Source organism: Flavobacterium artemisiae (assembly GCF_042678225.1).
In the GTDB taxonomy this organism is placed as follows: domain Bacteria; phylum Bacteroidota; class Bacteroidia; order Flavobacteriales; family Flavobacteriaceae; genus Flavobacterium; species Flavobacterium artemisiae.
This window is the reverse complement of the sequence record NZ_JBHUDZ010000018.1, coordinates 74955-92656: the sequence shown is the minus strand read 5'-3', so window position 1 is coordinate 92656 and position 17702 is coordinate 74955. Positions and strand designations below refer to the sequence as shown.

Annotated in this window: 19 protein-coding genes; 9 read left to right on the top strand and 10 right to left on the bottom strand. The window is 32.8% G+C overall.

What is annotated here, in order from left to right; all coding sequences use genetic code 11:
* Window positions 1-44: 44 nt before the first annotated feature.
* Window positions 45-596 carry a 1-acyl-sn-glycerol-3-phosphate acyltransferase gene (locus ACFSC2_RS20060; protein WP_379812785.1) on the bottom strand — a complete coding sequence of 184 codons (552 nt, stop codon included), beginning with the start codon at window positions 594-596 and terminating at the stop codon, window positions 45-47.
* A gap of 64 nt (window positions 597-660) precedes the next feature.
* Here ACFSC2_RS20060 and ACFSC2_RS20055 point away from each other — a divergent pair, with 64 nt between their 5' ends.
* Genes ACFSC2_RS20055 through ACFSC2_RS20035 form a run of 5 tightly spaced genes read left to right on the top strand, consistent with a single transcriptional unit; the run spans window position 661 to window position 3551 of the window.
* Entirely contained in the window at window positions 661-1323 is a 663-nt protein-coding gene (locus ACFSC2_RS20055; RefSeq protein WP_379812784.1) for a spermidine synthase, read from the top strand.
* 10 nt (window positions 1324-1333) lie between these two features.
* On the top strand, window positions 1334-2011 hold the full coding sequence (locus ACFSC2_RS20050) for a peptidoglycan DD-metalloendopeptidase family protein (protein WP_379812783.1): 678 nt from the start codon (window positions 1334-1336) through the stop codon (window positions 2009-2011).
* A gap of 6 nt (window positions 2012-2017) precedes the next feature.
* Window positions 2018-2494 (top strand): hypothetical protein, encoded by a 477-nt coding sequence (locus ACFSC2_RS20045; protein ID WP_379814295.1) that lies wholly within the window; start codon window positions 2018-2020, stop codon window positions 2492-2494.
* Between the two features lie 11 nt (window positions 2495-2505).
* On the top strand, window positions 2506-3030 hold the full coding sequence (locus ACFSC2_RS20040; RefSeq protein ID WP_379812782.1) for a hypothetical protein: 525 nt from the start codon (window positions 2506-2508) through the stop codon (window positions 3028-3030).
* Window positions 3031-3080: 50 nt separating this feature from the next.
* On the top strand, window positions 3081-3551 hold the full coding sequence (locus ACFSC2_RS20035) for a nuclear transport factor 2 family protein (protein ID WP_379812781.1): 471 nt from the start codon (window positions 3081-3083) through the stop codon (window positions 3549-3551).
* 112 nt (window positions 3552-3663) lie between these two features.
* Here ACFSC2_RS20035 and ACFSC2_RS20030 read toward each other — a convergent pair whose 3' ends face one another.
* A complete protein-coding gene (locus tag ACFSC2_RS20030; RefSeq protein ID WP_379812780.1) occupies window positions 3664-5151 on the bottom strand; it encodes an aminotransferase class V-fold PLP-dependent enzyme in 1488 nt (495 codons plus the stop codon).
* Between the two features lie 182 nt (window positions 5152-5333).
* Here ACFSC2_RS20030 and msrA point away from each other — a divergent pair, with 182 nt between their 5' ends.
* Window positions 5334-5867 carry a peptide-methionine (S)-S-oxide reductase MsrA gene (msrA, locus tag ACFSC2_RS20025; RefSeq protein WP_379812779.1) on the top strand — a complete coding sequence of 178 codons (534 nt, stop codon included), beginning with the start codon at window positions 5334-5336 and terminating at the stop codon, window positions 5865-5867.
* Between the two features lie 113 nt (window positions 5868-5980).
* A complete protein-coding gene (locus ACFSC2_RS20020; RefSeq protein ID WP_379812778.1) occupies window positions 5981-7549 on the top strand; it encodes a protein adenylyltransferase SelO in 1569 nt (522 codons plus the stop codon).
* An 85-nt stretch (window positions 7550-7634) separates the two neighbouring features.
* Here the strand turns inward: ACFSC2_RS20020 and ACFSC2_RS20015 are convergent, their stop codons facing one another.
* Together ACFSC2_RS20015 and ACFSC2_RS20010 are read right to left on the bottom strand one after the other, a co-directional pair.
* The gene (locus tag ACFSC2_RS20015) at window positions 7635-8606 is read right to left on the bottom strand and encodes a YpdA family putative bacillithiol disulfide reductase (protein ID WP_379812777.1); all 972 of its coding nucleotides are present in this window, start codon (window positions 8604-8606) and stop codon (window positions 7635-7637) included.
* A gap of 3 nt (window positions 8607-8609) precedes the next feature.
* On the bottom strand, window positions 8610-9083 hold the full coding sequence (locus ACFSC2_RS20010; RefSeq protein WP_379812776.1) for a CYTH domain-containing protein: 474 nt from the start codon (window positions 9081-9083) through the stop codon (window positions 8610-8612).
* Window positions 9084-9265: 182 nt separating this feature from the next.
* On the opposite strand from ACFSC2_RS20010, the gene ACFSC2_RS20005 reads away from it, so the two are divergent.
* Complete coding sequence (locus tag ACFSC2_RS20005) at window positions 9266-10174, top strand: OmpA family protein (protein WP_379812775.1); 909 nt, start codon at window positions 9266-9268, stop codon at window positions 10172-10174.
* Window positions 10175-10186: 12 nt separating this feature from the next.
* Window positions 10187-10729, top strand: coding sequence for a hypothetical protein (locus ACFSC2_RS20000; protein ID WP_379812774.1), 543 nt, complete (start codon window positions 10187-10189; stop codon window positions 10727-10729).
* Window positions 10730-10804: 75 nt separating this feature from the next.
* Here ACFSC2_RS20000 and menC read toward each other — a convergent pair whose 3' ends face one another.
* From menC to ACFSC2_RS19970, 6 genes are all read right to left on the bottom strand, one after another.
* Window positions 10805-11842 carry an o-succinylbenzoate synthase gene (menC, locus tag ACFSC2_RS19995; protein ID WP_379812773.1) on the bottom strand — a complete coding sequence of 346 codons (1038 nt, stop codon included), beginning with the start codon at window positions 11840-11842 and terminating at the stop codon, window positions 10805-10807.
* 212 nt (window positions 11843-12054) lie between these two features.
* Window positions 12055-13281, bottom strand: a complete 1227-nt coding sequence (locus ACFSC2_RS19990) for a tetratricopeptide repeat protein (RefSeq protein ID WP_379812772.1) — start codon at window positions 13279-13281, stop codon at window positions 12055-12057.
* A 106-nt stretch (window positions 13282-13387) separates the two neighbouring features.
* Window positions 13388-14065 (bottom strand): metal-dependent hydrolase, encoded by a 678-nt coding sequence (locus tag ACFSC2_RS19985; RefSeq protein ID WP_379812771.1) that lies wholly within the window; start codon window positions 14063-14065, stop codon window positions 13388-13390.
* A 26-nt stretch (window positions 14066-14091) separates the two neighbouring features.
* Entirely contained in the window at window positions 14092-15054 is a 963-nt protein-coding gene (gene menA, locus ACFSC2_RS19980) for a 1,4-dihydroxy-2-naphthoate octaprenyltransferase (RefSeq protein ID WP_379812770.1), read from the bottom strand.
* 89 nt (window positions 15055-15143) lie between these two features.
* On the bottom strand, window positions 15144-15977 hold the full coding sequence (locus ACFSC2_RS19975; protein WP_053473251.1) for a 1,4-dihydroxy-2-naphthoyl-CoA synthase: 834 nt from the start codon (window positions 15975-15977) through the stop codon (window positions 15144-15146).
* Window positions 15978-16741: 764 nt separating this feature from the next.
* Entirely contained in the window at window positions 16742-17602 is an 861-nt protein-coding gene (locus tag ACFSC2_RS19970; protein WP_379812769.1) for a CvfB family protein, read from the bottom strand.
* Between the last annotated feature and the right edge of the window lie 100 nt (window positions 17603-17702).

Below are 17702 nucleotides of genomic sequence, written 5' to 3'. Positions count from 1 at the left end.
TTTTCAAATATGCGATTCTCGCGCGTTAGGAAAAATATCAAATTTTAGAACTGAAAACCATTTTTCGGAATTTTACCTAAAACTCCTTTGTAGAATTCTTTAAATATTTTTATATCGGCATCATAATTTCCGGTTGGAAAAAATGGCATTCCAAATTTAACTTCTTTCTTTCCCCAATCAAAAGCAACCGGAACAATCGGAACATTCGCTTTAAGCGCAATAAAATAAAATCCGGTTTTAATTTCTTTAACCTCTTTTCTTGTTCCCTCTGGAGCAACGGCCAATCTAAAGACTTCTTTTCTGTCAAAAATAGCAGCGATAGAATCTACTTTGTTCAATCCGCCAGAGCGATCTAGAGGTTCACCGCCAACATTCCTAAAATAATAACCAAAAGGAAATTTGAATAATTCTTTCTTTCCGACCCAATTCATTTGTAAACCAGAGATTCCTCTAGTAAGAAGTCCGATATAAAAGTCATGATTACTTGTATGAGGCATTACCATTAATACACATTTTTTCACTTCGGCATTTTCCATTCCCACTATTTTCCAGCCCATTAGTCTAAAAAAGATGAATTTGTACAACAGTTTTTTCATTAAAGATTTTTTATTTAGTGCAAAATAAAAGATTTAATGCTAAATTTGAGTAAAACCGTAAAAAATGATTCAAAAATTTTTCAGCTATTTAATTCCCATTAAAATATATAAAAAGAAATCTGCGAGAAGCAAAACAATTGAGGTTACCTGGGCAAATGGCGAGTTAGTTCTAGATTCAGAAAACACCAATTATTCATACGGAAGTTTACAGCGAATATTAAGATACGGCCTTAGAAATATTGGTTATGATGAAATTCTTAAAATGGATCACATTTTGGTTCTTGGTGTCGCTGGCGGAAGTGTTATAAAAACATTAGTTGACGAGATTGAATTTAAAGGTAAGATTACTGGTGTTGAAATAGACTCTGAAATGATTCAGATTGCAAATCAATATTTTGATCTTGATAAAATAAAACAATTAAATCTTGTTATCGATGATGCTTTTGAATTTGTTTTAAAAACAAAAGATCAATACAACCTTATAATTGTAGATGTTTTTGAAGATACCAATATGCCGAATTTCTTGTTCGAAAAATTCTTTCTAGATAGAATTTGTATACTTCTAAAAAGCAATGGATATATTTTGTTTAATACCATGATTTTAGATGAAGCGCATAATGTTAGAAACCGAAAATATATTTCAGAATTAGATCCTGAATTATTTACTTCCAAGATGCTGCCCCGCATCGAGGTGCACAATGAATTAATAATTATTAAAAAAAATTGACAAAACTGCTATGAAACCTTTATCCTCTATTTTAAACGCCTTACCACCTACTAAAGTTATTGATGCATCTATTAATCTTTCGCAATATGTGCGGTTAGATTTATCGGTTACCAATCGTGAATTTGCTGATATAAGACCCGAAACGGCCGAGGATTTTGAAAAATACATTTCAAATTATCTTAAAAAAAATAATGCTAAAGTTGCTTTTGGCGGTTATATTGAGGGGCGTTTTTTATATAAAAGGAGTACCATTTTTAAAGATGATTCTAAGCCCGAAAGAAATATTCATATAGGTTTAGACCTTTGGGCAGAAGAAGGTACAAGTGTTTTAGCAGCTTTAGACGGAAAAGTTCACAGCTTTAAAAACAATGTTGGTTTAGGAGATTATGGGCCGACTATTATATTGGAACATGAAGTTCAAAAGAAGAAATTTTATACTTTATACGGACATTTATCGTTAGAAAGTATAGAAAACTTAAAGGTTGGAGACAATTTTAAAAAAGGAGATAAAATTGCAACGCTCGGAAATGCCTCTGTAAATGGAGATTACGCACCTCATGTGCATTTTCAAATTATTCATAATATCGAAAATTATTGGGGAGATTATCCTGGAGTCTGCAATACAAAAGATTTGAATTTTTATATTGAAAATTGTCCCGATCCAAACTTATTATTAAAAATTACTTAAATGATTATGAAGAAAGCAGGATTGATTATATGTTTGTTATTGCTAATTGGATGTAAGTCTAAAACGGTTAGCAGAAATACGGAAGACTTAAAAATTAAAAAAGTTTCGGGAGCCGAAGTAAATGCGGGTCAGCAGCAAAAAGCTTATGAATTAGGAAAAAGAGTTTTAGAAACTTGCAATACCTCGAAATTTAAACCATTTAATGAAACTGAAGTAACGCAGTCTGTTAGAGAGAACACTACAGAAGAGCGTTTAACTAAAACCTGCCAGAGATTTAGACAATATTATGGAAGTTTTATTGATCTAAAATTGGACGGTGTTTACAAAACAAAAAATGAAGTTATTTACCGCTACCATGCATTGTACACTAAAAAAGTAGCTAATAAAGAATTGAGAATTTTTGTAAACGATGAAAACCTTGTTTCTGCCATAAAATCTATGGATTGGGACGAAAAATTTGACGCTAAATTAGCCGAACAATAAATATAAAAAATATGAATTTAAAATTATCGCTTCTCTTATTACTGTTTATTTCAACCTTTACAAATGCACAGCAGACTATCAGTGTAAAAGGATCAGTTCCGTTTCCTGCGACACAGGATTATACTTTTATCTGCGAAAAATATGCTTTTACTGGTGAAGCAAATGTACAAATTGCAAAAACAGACAAAGGCGGAATTTTAAAAATCACGATTACAACAGCAAATGACAAAGCAAGAATTGCTGGAGGTTTGTATGTAGACCTTACAAATGCTGATGTTATTGCCTGCACGGATAAAAATGTAAAAGAATCTTCTGACGGAAAAACAACATCTTATTATTATTTTACACCGGCAGAATGGCAGAAGTTAAAGAAATCAGATATTTATGCTGTTCGATTTATAATTGCCGGAGGACCAAATACTTTTGGCAGCCAAACCGGATATTTTACGGCTTACAATAAAATGAATTACTTCTCTACAGCTTTTGATAAATCTAAAAAAACATACGACACTGCCAAAGAAATTAGCGTTTTATAATGATTTTTTAATCTTTAAAATATTATATTTATAGTTAAAAACCTCCTTATATGAACGCGAACGAAGCCTTAATTACCAAATTTTACAGTGCCTTTGCCAACGCAGATGCCAAAACGATGAGTGAATGTTATCATCCGAAAGTTCATTTTATTGATCCTGCATTTGGTCTGCTCAAAGAAGATCAAGTTTCTAAAATGTGGGAAATGCTGCTGTTAAAAAGCAAAGGAAACTTAAAAATAGAATTTTCAAATGTAAAAGCAGATGACACAACTGGTTCTGCCAGCTGGACTGCTACTTATAATTTTAGTAAAACAAACCGAAAAGTAATTAATAAAATTGTCGCCGAATTTGTTTTTCAAGATGGATTAATTATCAAACACACCGATAGTTTTGATGTTTGGAAATGGTCCAAGCAAGCTTTTGGAACAACTGGATATCTACTTGGCTGGACAGGTTTCTTCCAGAAAAAAGTACAAAAACAAGCACTATTATCGTTGCAAAAATTTCAAGAAACAAAATAAAATTATATGAAACTAAAAAATCCATTACTGAATAATTAGTAATGGATTTTTTAGTTTAAAACTTCTCCCATATAAAACTTTACTAAGTTTACATCAAAGAGTATATTTTCAGTTAAGATTTAAACCAGCTCTCAACTAATTCATCTTCAAAAGAAGTGGCATTTTTGTGAACAAACTCATTTGTTTGTTTGTTATAAGAATAATCCAAAGCCCAAGATTCATGATTTGCAGCTAGTTCTTTTATACTTTTGCATACATAAGCAATCTCTTCATCAGTTGTAGTTGGATGAATCGACATACGAATCCATCCTGGTTTTTTAATTAAATCGCCAATTGTAATTTCGTTAACCAATTTATTAGAAGTCTCTTGGTCAACATGTAACAAATAGTGTCCATAAGTTCCCGCGCAACTGCATCCTCCTCTTGTTTGGATTCCGAAACGATCATTTAAGATTTTTACGCCGAGATTAAAATGCAAATTTTCAATAAAAAAAGAAACTACACCAAGGCGTTCTTTGTGCTGTCCAGCTAAAATTTTAATATTCGAAACAGTTTCTAATTCAGAAAAAACAAAATCAACAATTTCGTGTTCACGCTCCATGATGTTTTCAATTCCCATTTCTTCTTTCAGCTCAATAGCCAAAGCGGTTTTTATAACCTGAAGAAAACCTGGAGTTCCACCGTCTTCGCGATCTTCAATATTATCAATGTATTTATGTTCACCCCAAGGATTTGTCCAGCTTACGGTACCACCGCCAGGACAATCGGGAATCATATTATTATAAAGTTTTTTATTAAAAATCAAAACCCCAGAAGTTCCAGGACCGCCAAGGAATTTGTGTGGAGACAAAAACACAGCGTCTAAATAAGCTTCTGGATCTGCTGGATGCATATCAATTTCTACATAAGGTCCAGAACAGGCAAAATCTACAAAACAAACTCCGTTATATTGGTGCATTAATTTTGCAGCTTCATGAAAAGGAGTTCTTAAACCCGTAACATTTGAACAAGCCGTAATTGAGGCAATTTTTATAGTTCTATCGCTGTATTTTTCTAATAAAGCTTCTAAATTTTCTAGATTAAAAAGTCCTTTTTCGCAAGACGGAATAATCTCAACATCGGCAATAGTCTCTAACCAAGAAGTTTGATTGGAGTGATGTTCCATATGCGAAATAAAAACAATCGGTTTTTTTTCTGCAGGAATAGTAGTAAAACTTTTTAAATTTTCTGGAATCTTTAATCCAAGAATACGCTGAAATTTATTGATAACGCCCGTCATTCCTGTTCCATCAGTAATCAAAACATCATCATTACTAGCGTTAGTATGACGCTTGATAATAGTTCTTGCGTGATGATATGCTTTGGTCATAGCAGTTCCAGATACAGTAGTTTCTGTATGTGTGTTTGCTACAAAAGGCCCAAACTGATTTAGTAACTTTTCTTCAATCGGACGATATAGTCTGCCACTGGCAGTCCAATCTGTATAAATAATTGATTTTCTGCCATAAGCAGAGTCAAATTCCTGATTTATACCGACAATATTCTGTCTAAATTGCTGAAAATACGTTTCTAAAGTGATGGTACTATTTTTGCTATTCATTGGTTGTGCCTTATGTTTGACTGCAAATATATTGCTTTTTTACAATATTGCGAATTTATCAATAGTAAACTTCAATCATTACAATACCGTTTAGTATCTTTAGTTAAAAGAACTTTTTTTTAATAAATTATCATAATATTCTATCGGATTAATAGGCATTAAACTTAAAACAAATAGTATTCATGGTAAATTTATCTACAGCCACGTTTGGTGGTGGATGTTTTTGGTGTATAGAAGCTGTAATCCAGCGTTTAAAAGGAGTAGAATCAATAAAATCAGGTTTCGCTGGCGGGTTTATAAAAAATCCACCTTATAGAGAAGTCTGCACAGGAAGAACAGGACATGCAGAAGTTGTTCAAGTAACTTTTAATCCTGACATAATTTCATATCATGACTTGATTTTTATCTTCATGACAAGCCACGATCCGACTACTTTAAATCGTCAGGGAGGCGACAATGGCACACAATATCGTTCTATTGTTTTGTATCATAATGAAGAACAAAAAGAAATTGCTCAACAGGTTTTTAATGAAGTGCACCCTGTTTATGCAGATCCGATTGTAACAGAGTTAAAACCTTTTGAAGTATTTTACAATGCAGAAGACGATCATCAGAATTATTATAATGAAAATCAAGATGCCAGATATTGTCAACTTGTAATTGATCCTAAAATACAAAATTTAAAGAAAATGTATGCTGATAAATTAGTGATTTAGTCCCTAGTTCTTAGTGTTTAGTGATTACTTTTTATTCTTTTAAATTTAAAATATAAATAACGACGACTAAATACTTTTGGGCTAAGTACTACACTAAAATAATAAACAAAAAAATGAAAAATCTAAAAGTAAATAATCGATTTACTGCTGAATTACCTGCTGATACTGATTTGACAAATGAAATTCGTCAAGTTAAAAACACGGTGTTTTCATATGTAAATCCAACTAAAACTTCAAATCCAAAACTCATTCATGCTTCAGAGGAAGTGGCTGAAATGGTTGGGATTTCTAAAGACGAAATTCAAACAGAAGAATTTTTAAATGTTTTTTCAGGAAATGACATTTTTCCGGAAACACGTCCGTTTGCGATGTGTTACGCCGGACACCAATTTGGAAATTGGGCCGGACAATTGGGAGATGGGCGTGCTATTAACCTGATGGAAGTTGAGCACAACAATCAGTTTTTTATGCTGCAGTTAAAAGGCGCCGGAAAAACACCATATTCTAGAACTGCAGATGGTTTGGCAGTTTTAAGATCTTCTATTCGTGAATATCTATGTGCCGAAGCAATGCATTATTTAGGTGTGCCTACTACTCGATCTGTTTCGCTAGCATTATCTGGTGATCAGGTTTTACGAGATGTTTTATACAACGGAAATCCTGCGTACGAAAAAGGTGCCATCGTTTGCCGTGTTGCCCCATCTTTTATTCGTTTTGGCAGTTTTGAAATGTTGACCGCAAGAAATGAATTGAAAAACTTAAAAAATCTGGTTGAGTTCACGATCAAACATTATTATCCTGAAATAAAAGGAGAACCTAAAGAACAATATATTCAATTTTTTCAAACAGTTGCAGATAAAACCCGCGAAATGATTTTGCATTGGCAGCGAGTTGGTTTTGTACATGGCGTGATGAATACAGACAATATGTCGATTCATGGAATCACAATTGATTATGGTCCTTATGGATGGTTGGAAAATTATGATCCAGATTGGACACCAAATACAACAGACAGTCAAAATAGAAGATATCGTTTTGGAAATCAGCCACAAGTCGCGCAGTGGAATTTGTTTCAATTAGCTAATGCACTTTATCCTTTAGTTAATGAAGCAGCACCATTAGAAAAGATATTAGATTCGTTTATAAATGATTTCGAAAGAGATTATAAAGTAATATTTTTAAGCAAATTAGGACTATTCACTTCAAGTGAAGCTGACGATAAAATTATAACTGGTTTAGAAGAAATACTGCAATTATCGGAAACCGATATGACTATATTTTTCCGAAATCTGAGTCAGATTACAAAAGAAGATTCTGTTGAAAGTGCTTTTGAAAAAATCGAATATTCGTTCTATAAATTCGACGAAATTAAAGAGAATATTTTAACGGCTTGGCAAAAATGGTTTGCGGTTTATTTGAAAAGACTTCAGTCTGAGAATCTTTCTGATGAAGAACGTGCACAAAAAATGAATCAAATTAATCCAAAATATGTACTGCGAAATTATATGGCACAATTAGCCATTGATGCTGCCGATAAAGAAGATTATTCATTAATTGATGAATTATTTCAACTTTTGAAAAATCCATATGATGAACAGCCGGAAGCTGAAAAATGGTTTGCTAAACGTCCCGATTGGGCAAGAACCAAAGTTGGCTGTTCTATGCTTTCTTGTAGTTCTTAAGTTTTTATTTGCCACGAATTGCGCGAATTTCCACGAATTTATTTTTGAATGGAAAACTTCATGTAATTCGTGGCAAACTTCTTTTTTATTTAGAAGAAATATAATCCATAATCATTGTCGCATGAATTCTAGAGTTTTCTATAAACCATTTGTGCGTCTGCATTCCGCCGCAGACAACACCAGCAAGAAATAATCCTTCTACATTAGTTTCCATCGTTTCGGCATTATAAATCGGAATTTTTAACTCGTCTTCCGAGAGCTTAATTCCAACTTTTTCAAGAAAGGGCAAATCTGGCTTGTATCCGGTTAAAGCCAGCACAAAATCATTTTCAATCGTAACTTTTCCGTTTGGCATTTCAATTTCAACTTCATTTTCACGGATTTCAGTTATATTAGATTCAAAATAGGCTTTGATACTTCCTTCTGCAATACGATTTTCAATATCAGGTTTTGCCCAGTATTTGACACGATTATTAATTTCGTTTTTACGAATAACCATTGTCACCTCCGCTCCTTTTCTCCAGCATTCTAATGCAGCATCTACAGAAGAATTATTGGCTCCCACAATCAAAATTTTTCTAAAGGCGTATTCATGAGCTTCCTTATAATAATGACGAACTTTTGGTAATTTTTCTCCAATAACATTCATCTCAATCGGAATATCATAAAAACCAGTTGCAATCACGACATTTAAAGCTTCGTAATGCGCTTTATTTGTTGTAATTTTAAAAGATTTTGAGGTTTGTTTTTGAATATCAAGTACTTTTTCAAACAAGTTAATATTGAATTTAAAATAGCGATGAATATTTCGATAATACTCCAAAGCTTCTTGACGTCCAGGTTTTGGAGTCAGACAGTTAAAAGGTATTTCGCCGATTTCTAGTCTTTCTGCCGTCGAGAAAAAAGTCATGTATAAAGGATAATTGAAAATCGAATTTACAATCGCACCTTTTTCTATAATTAAATAGTTAAGATTCTTTTTTTGTGCTTCAATTGCGCAGGCAAGACCAATTGGGCCTCCGCCTACAATGATAAGATCGTATTGTAATGCAGCCATTTTTTATTTTTGCCAGTCTTTAAACGGATTTTTACTCAAATAAGCATTATAATATCGCTCGTCATTTGTTACTTCTTCTCCTAGCCAATCGGGTTTTTCAAACACTTCGTTTTCCGAATTTAATTCGATTTCGGCCATTAATAAGCCTTCATTTTCGCCATAAAATTCATCAACTTCATAAATATGGTTTCCGAGTTTGATTTCGTAACGTGTTTTCTCAATCTTTCCTTTTTCGCATAACTTCAAAAGTTCTAAAGCCTCTTCAAGCGGAATTTCATTTTCCCATTCAAAACGCGACATACCGCTTTGCTGGCTTATTCCTTTTATGGTTATAAATCCTTTTTCTCCTTTAATCCTAACTCTTACAGTACGTTCTGGAACTGAACTTAGATAACCTTGGGCAATTTTATTCTGAATAAAAGCCTGTTCTTTAAAATCATTCGATTTTACCAGAAACTTTCTTTCTATTTCGATCATTTTATGCAATTTTTAGAACATGCAAGTTACTCATTTTAATCCGGTGATAAAAAATTGAACACACAAAAAAGAAAACAAAACAGAATTAATCATTTTAAATAAAAACACCAAAATATCTGATTATTAACAATTTACGTATTATTATTTTAGTTAAATTTGATAGAATCTTAATTTCATCATTTATGTCTAAAAAAGCACTTTATCTATTAGGCATTGCAGTAACGATTATTTTAGGTACTTTTTTGTATATGAAATTTTGCTGCGAATGTTGTGAAAAGATACCAGCGGATGATTCCCCAAAAATGGTTCAGACAACCGTTAACGAACCTAACTTTGTTCCGTTTGTATTAAATGGCCCAGGAATTGAATATCAAACTAATGATAATCTCAAGTTCCTTAAAAATAGTGCGATGCTCATTATGCCAGTTAGTGATTCTATAACATTGGGTATTGAAAAACTAAAAGCATTTTTGACCGCTAATCCGAAACAGAAAATCACTATTACGGGTTATGCTGCTTCTGACGAAAAAAACGCGACTACTTTTGAAAATCTCGGCTTAGCCAGAGCAAATGATGTCAAGAATTTCTTTGTTTCTAAAGGCTTATCAGAAAATCAATTTAACATTAAAGGACAAATTATCGGTACATGGAAAAGCAGCGCTGACACACTTCTCGGTCCTGCAGAGTATACTTTTGCAGATACTATAACTACAACAGTAACAGACGAATGGACGGTTTTGAAAGACAAAATAAATGCAGATCCCCTTATTCTTCATTTTAATACAAACCAATCAAGTGAAACGTTGAGTGACTTAGAAAAACAAAAAGTTACAGACATTGCAAAATACACAGAACATGTAAAAGAAGCTGTTATTCTGGTAGTTGGACATTCTGATAATGTTGGAAATCGCGATGCCAATATTGTTTTAGCACAAAAAAGGGCTGATTTTTCGAAAAAATACCTTTCTAAAAACAGTATAGATCCGGCGCGAATTGAAACGCAGTCCAAAGGTCCTGATGAACCAATAGGAGATAATAACACAACTGAAGGAAAAGCGTCGAATAGAAGAACTGTAATTACTATTAAATAAAAACATATCATCATGAATATACCTTGTATTTTAATACCAGTGCTGGCAGGGCTAATTTGCGGCATCTTAGGTTACCTGCTGGGAAAAATGAATTCTAAAAATGACGATTCGCTTTCTGCATCACTTCAAGCCGATTTAGATGCCTGCAAAGCTCATACTAAAAATTTAAACACCAGAATTTCAAATCTTGAAGCCGAGCTGGCTGCAAAACCTAAAGCTTCGCCTCAATCTTTTGCTGCAACAGCGCCGTTAATTCTATTTGACAGCGAATCGGCATTTGCTATTTTAGGCAAAAAAGTGAAAGAAAATGATCTTAAAATTGTGGAAGGAATCGGACCAAAAATTGAAGCATTACTTAATAGTGCAGGAATTACCAGCTGGCAGGCTCTATCTGAAGCTTCAACCGAAAAATTACAATCTATTTTGGATGCCGGCGGTGAAAATTACGCAATTCACAATCCAAGTACTTGGCCCAAACAAGCACTACTTGCTTATCAAGGAAAATGGCAGGAATTAAAAGACTGGCAGGAAAATCTTCTTGGAGGAAAAGAGTGAGTTTAGAGGTGCAAAGGTGGAGAGGAACAGAGGTTGAAATACTTTGCACCTTTGTTCCTTTGTAACTTTGTCCCTTTAAAAAAATATTTTCCCCCAATCTTTAGAAGTATTGTACCACAACTGGCCATTTTTTACTTCTAAAGGGCAATCCATGTTGTTTGTATAAAGCGCGCCGGTTCCTAAACCCTGAGGCATTTTTGAATTTAAAGTAAAAGTCCATTGTGCAATGGCATTGAGTCCGATATTGCTTTCTAAAGCCGAAGTAATCCACCAGCCTATATTGTATTTTTCAGCTAAAGAAATCCATTCTTGAGTTCCTTTAAAACCGCCAATAAAACTTGGTTTTAGAATAATATACTGCGGTTTGATTTCTTGTAATAATTTCTCTTTAGCTTGAAATGAAAAAACACCAATCAATTCTTCATCCAACGCGATTGGGAACGGAGTACTTTCGCATAAAGCAGCCATTTCTGTAATCTGTCCTTTCTTTATTGGCTGTTCAATACTATGAAGCTGAAATTGATTTAATTGATTTAGTTTATCTAAAGCTTCAGATGAAGTAAAAGCGCCATTTGCGTCTACACGGATCTCTATTTGATCGGCACTAAAATGACTCCTTATGGAATGCAGTAATTCTAATTCTTTATCAAAATCAATAGCTCCTATTTTAAGTTTAATACAACTAAATCCAGTAGCTAATTTGTCTTCAATCTGTTCTTTCATAAAAGAAGCCTCGCCCATCCAAACCAATCCATTTATATTGATCGATTTTAAATTTTGTGTAAAGTCTGAAGGAAACAACAGATACGGATTATCGCTTTTTAAGGATAGAAAAGCCATTTCAACTCCAAACTGAATAGAAGGAAATTCTAATAATTGCTCCCATAATTCTTTTTCACCTAAATGAATATTGTCACAAACCCATTGTAGTTTTTGTTCGTAATCATCTCGGTCATCGGCGCTCAAACCACGCAAAATACCACATTCTCCAATACCTTTTTTACCGTTTTTTTCAAGGACTAAAAACCAAGTTTCTTTTTCGGTCATAACGCCTCGAGAAGTTCCCGATGGACGTTTAAAATCAAGAAGATATTTATGATAAGATGCTTTCATTAGCGTTTTGTTTTTGAACCATATAAGTGATATAAGTTCATATTATAATTCTTTGTGTTTTGATAAAAACATATAAGTCATATAAATTCAATGTAGGTTATCTAAAATGAACTTATATGACTTATATGGTGAAATTTTTAGTTATTTAAACCACGCAAGTAATTTTTAAATTGGCTAAATTGAACTTATATCACTTATATGGTTTAATCTTTTTAATTAAACAGCTTTACTATTTTTTCAAAATCTTTTGAAGGAAGACCAGCTTTTTTAAACAGTTCAAAATCTGCTTTTGTTTTCTCTGTCCAGCTTAAACTGTCTGTAACATTTTGATTTTGATACTTTTTATAAATTGCTTTTGCACTGCTGTAATCATCACTTACTAAATAAGTATGAGCTAAATTCAGTTTCACCTGTAATTCTGTATCATCTAGTTTTTCGCCATCTTGCAGCGTTTTTAATGCTTTTGCATATTGCTTTGTCAAAATATAGCAATATCCTAAACTGCTGTGATCTAAAGCAGTTGCTTTTCCTTCGCTTAAAATTGTATTTAGTTTCGGAATCGCTTCGTTGTATTTTTGAAGTTTAATCAAAGACGCTGTCTGAGTTCTTAAATCATTAAATACATTTTTAGAAATATCATTGTCTCTATAACATTCATTTCCAAAATCTTTGTAAACTTTTGTTTTTTCTACAGCCAGCAGTTTTTGAAATTCATCATAACGATACTGCTTCATGATTTTATTTAAAATACAAACACAAAAATCATCTGAATTAGCCATCTTTTGTGCCATTGTAGATGTTTTACACAAACTGATGATTTCATTTTTATTCTCTTGATTCCAGCCGCGGTTTAGTTTTGTATCAACCCATGGAACTACTTCCAAAACCACTTTTTGACTTAAAAACCAGTTTTTACTTTCGAAACCAAACCAAATTGTTGTTGTATTTGGTTTTAAGCAAGAAGATTTATCTAAAGATAATCGCTTGGCATCTTTACTTACAGGCTCTGACTGAGAATAACATGCATTATCAATTTTAGCATCGTCAACGTATTTCTTGGCATTTTCGCTTGACGTAAAAATCGAATATGTACATTGATCGTCACCAGAAATTTTAGATAATAAAAAAACAGCTCCGGCTGATCCTTTACCAATTCCATAAGGATCTGGAATTGCTTTTAAGACCGAAACCAAACTATTGGTCATTTCCTGATTTTTGTCTAACAATGTAATTCTGTAGACAATTTCAGTTGTTCCAACCGGTAGATCTTCTGTCGAAACTGAAAGTCGGTTTCCTGCAGGAACCAATATTTCTTTAGTTGTTGCCCGATCTTTGTCCCAATATCCGTCTTTTTGAGCGAAAGAATTAATAGACGTTAAAACCGCTAGAAATAAGATGTTTTTTTTGAAAAAGCTGAATCTTGTTTTTTTATTTGCCACTGATTGAACAGATTAAAATGATTGCAGTTAATTATTTTAAAAATTATAAATTCTTCTTACACAGATTATGCCAAAGAATCTACTTATGAAAATGTTACTTTTTAAACTACAATTCTATAGATTGACCAATTTCTAAAAGCATCAAATCTTTTCCTTTATCGAAAAATTTGCGAATAGAATCGGCATGGTCAATTTTTATATAGCCAAATGTATCAAAATGGTATCCTAGAATTTTATCGCATTCAACAAAATCTGAAGCAATAATCGCATCTTCAACATCCATTGTAAAATTGTTTCCGATTGGAAGAATTGCTAAATCAAGTTTGGTACGAAGTGGAATCAATTTCATATCATACGTTAACGCTGTATCTCCAGCAATATAAATGTTTTTGTGCTCGCCTTCGATTACAAAACCTCCAGGATTTCCTCCGTATGAACCGTCAGGAAAACTGCTTGAGTGAATCGCGTTTACGTATTTTACTTTTCCGAAATCAAACTTCCAGCTTCCACCATGATTCATAGGGTGTGAATTGAATCCTTTTTTTGCATAATAAGTCGCAATTTCAGCGTTAGAAACAATAACTGCATTTGTGTTTTTAGCAATCGTTTCAACATCTAAAACGTGATCTTGATGCGCATGAGTCAATAAAATATAATCCGCTTTTAATCTATTAATATCGATTGAAGATGCTTCCGGATTTCCAGTAATAAAAGGGTCGACAATAATGTTTTTTCCCCCTACTTCAATTCCTAAAGCTGCGTGTCCGTAATATGTAATTTTCATTTTTTTAATTTAAAGTTGAACTTGATTTATCTTCCTCCTAAAAATAAGTTTACAATAATGTCTGAAATCAACGAAATCATACAAACCGTAAGTAATAGTGAAAGCAAGAAAGTACTTAATGCCAGTTTTTTTAATTCAGGATCCAATAACTTCGGATTCTCATTTTTATAAACCGTGATTAAATGTTTTGTCAGAGGAATATAAGCCAATAAAAATAAATATTGATCAAAATTGTAATCGCTTAAAACAGCAAATACAATAATTGACAACATGGCTGTAATTATTAATGTAAAATGGTAAATTTTTGCTTTTTGAGCTCCGATTTGCACCACAATAGTATTTTTTCCTGCTTTTTTATCCGATTCTTGATCGCGCATGTTGTTTAGGTTTAAAACTCCTACACTCAATAAACCTATTGAAACTGCAGGAAGTATTAAAAGCGGATCGACTTCTTTGGCATATAAAAAGTTAACACCAAGGGTACTTACTAAACCAAAGAAAATAAAAACGAAAACATCTCCAAAACCTCTGTATCCATAAGCAGAATTTCCTACTGTGTATCGAATTGCAGATACAATTGCCGCAATTCCAAGCAGTAAGAAAAAGATAGAATATCCAAAATTATCTTTTCCGAAAGCAAAATAAATTAATATTATAGACGACAAAAGTGTTAAAAGAGCAGTTATAATAATTGCCTTCTTCATAGCTTGCGGTGTAATAACACCACTTTGTATAGCACGCTGCGGCCCTACTCGATCTTCGTTATCGGTACCTTTTACACCGTCACCATAATCATTTGCAAAGTTTGACAAAACCTGCAATCCTAGAGTTGTTAAAAGTGCAAAACCAAAAACTTTCCAGCTGAATACTTCGGTTGGTGTATTGATGGTTTCTGTTGGGTTTGATAAGGCATATATACTGCCGACTATGATTCCAGAAACTGATAAAGGTAATGTACGTAGTCTTGCGGCTTCTATCCAGTGTTTCATTCTTTTTTTTGTTAAGTTTGTTTGATGTTTCAGGTTTCAAGTTTCACGTTCAGAACCTGAAACATGAAACTTAAAACATTAAACTATATTTAAGGCAACCATTTGTTTTCTCCAAAGTTTGGTTTTCTTTTTTCTAAGAAAGCATTTCTTCCTTCTTTGGCTTCTTCTGTCATATAAGCTAGACGTGTAGCTTCTCCGGCAAAAACTTGTTGACCAACCATTCCGTCGTCTGTTAAGTTCATAGCAAATTTCAGCATTTTGATAGAAGTTGGTGATTTTTGAAGGATTTCCTGCGCCCATTCGTAAGCAGTAGCTTCTAATTCGTCATGTGGAATAACGGCATTTACCATTCCCATTTCAAAAGCTTCCTGTGCAGAATAATTACGTCCTAAGAAGAATATTTCACGCGCTTTTTTCTGACCTACCATTTTAGCTAAATAAGCAGATCCGTAACCACCGTCAAAGCTTGTTACATCAGCATCAGTTTGTTTAAAGATAGCGTGTTCTTTACTTGCAAGCGTCATATCGCAAACCACGTGTAAACTGTGCCCGCCTCCAACTGCCCAGCCTGGAACAACTGCAATAACTACTTTTGGCATAAAACGGATTAAACGCTGTACTTCTAGTATATTTAAACGATGCTGACCATCTTCTCCAACATATCCTTGGTGTCCGCGGGCATTTTGATCGCCTCCGCTGCAAAAAGAATAAACTCCGTCTTTTGTAGATGGGCCTTCTGCAGAAAGTAATACAACTCCAATCGAAGTATCTTCTTGTGCATCGTAAAAAGCCTGGTATAATTCTGAAGTTGTTTTAGGACGAAATGCATTTCTAACATTTGGTCTGTTAAAAGCAATTCTGGCAACTCCGTTACATTTTTTATATGTTATATCTTCAAATTCTCTGGCTGTAATCCAATCCATTTTGATTTTTTTATTTTATTAAATTTAAGCGTAAAAATAAAGCATTTTTACAATTTTACCTACTTAAATAATGCTAAGTCTTGCCCAAAAAAAGTTTCTGTGTTAACAATTGGTATTTACTTACAAAAAATAACATTTTTTAACATTCGTTTTAAAATATAATGAGTAATTTTACAACCTAGAAATCAATGAGATACATTTTATTTCTCAGATTTCAGATTGATTTTCTTTCACTGATTTATTAACCTAAAAAATGATTTTTTTGAGAAACTTTAAAAAATTTGTCGCTCATATTTTTTCGGTTTTGTTTAATAAACCTCAAAACAATGGGCAAATGATTTATGTATTTGTCAAGAATTCAAGAAAGAAATAGTAACACCTAAGGTTAAATGTTAGAATAGTATTTATAATTAGTATCAAAATTGATTGCGAAAAGGAAAATATACTAATTCACACTTTCTAAAAGTTATTTTATACAACCAATGGAGCAGCCGTGAAATTATTTTTTTGCTTTTGAAATGAATGCATCAAATTGTTTAAAAGACATACCTTCTGAATGATTTCTAAAATTTGTAAAGCTATTATTCGTAGAAGGATTCGAATTATTTTATTTCTGTTTTTTTTTAATTACAATTTTTTTTAAAACTAGAATAAAAAGCGAAAGGCTGCTTGTAATGAGCAGCCTTTCGTGTTATAATAAGTTTAAACTTCAAATTTTTTAAATTCCAAATTCCAATTTGTACGTTTTCAATTGAATTTGGAATTTAATTATTCTCCTTTACTAAATAAATTCCGTCTTCTTTTATCTCAATTAATTTTTCTTTGTATAAAGAACCAATTGCTTTCTTAAATGATTTTTTACTCATTTTCAAAACCGTTTTAATGTCTTCTGGATGTGAATCGTCGTTTAGACGTAAAAATCCTCTGCTGGCTCTTAGCTCGTTTAGGATTTTCTCTGCATTTGGTTCAATACTATTAACTCCTTGTTCCTGAAGCGCAACATCAATTTTGTTGTCAGGACGAATATTTTTAATAAAACCACGCATTCTGTCGCCTGTACGAATCGAATCATCATAAACTTCGTCTTTATACAAAAGACCTTTATGTTTTTCGTTGATAATTACATTGATTCCCATATCTGTAATATGCGAAACAATCAAATCTACTTCTTCTCCTTTTTCTACCGTCAAAGAATCATTACTCAAGAATTGATTGGTTTTACTAGAAGCAACCAAACGATTTGTTTTTTGATCCATATAAAGATAAACTAAATAACGCTTACCTTTCTCCATCGGACGCGCCTGCTCTTTAAACGGAACCAGAATATCTTTTTCCATTCCCCAATCCATAAAAGCGCCGACATTATTGATGTAATTTACACGCAAAAGTGAAAATTCATTCAATAAAATATAAGGTTCAAGCGTTGTCGCAACAGGTCTTTGTTCGTGATCTAAATAAACAAAAACGATCAGTTCCTCGCCAATTTCAAATTCATTTGGCACATATTTATTTGGCAGTAAAACATCGTGAGTTCCTTCTGGATCGTTTTCTGGATTCCCTAAAAACAAACCAACTTTGGTGTCACGTAATATAGTCAGTGTATTGTATTTTCCTATTTCAAGCATTTTCTTTAATTTCTAAGATGTGTTACATCTAAGTTTTTCAGTTGCAAAGGTACGAAGTTTGAAAATGTGAAAGCGAAAAAATATTTTGGATAAAAAACAG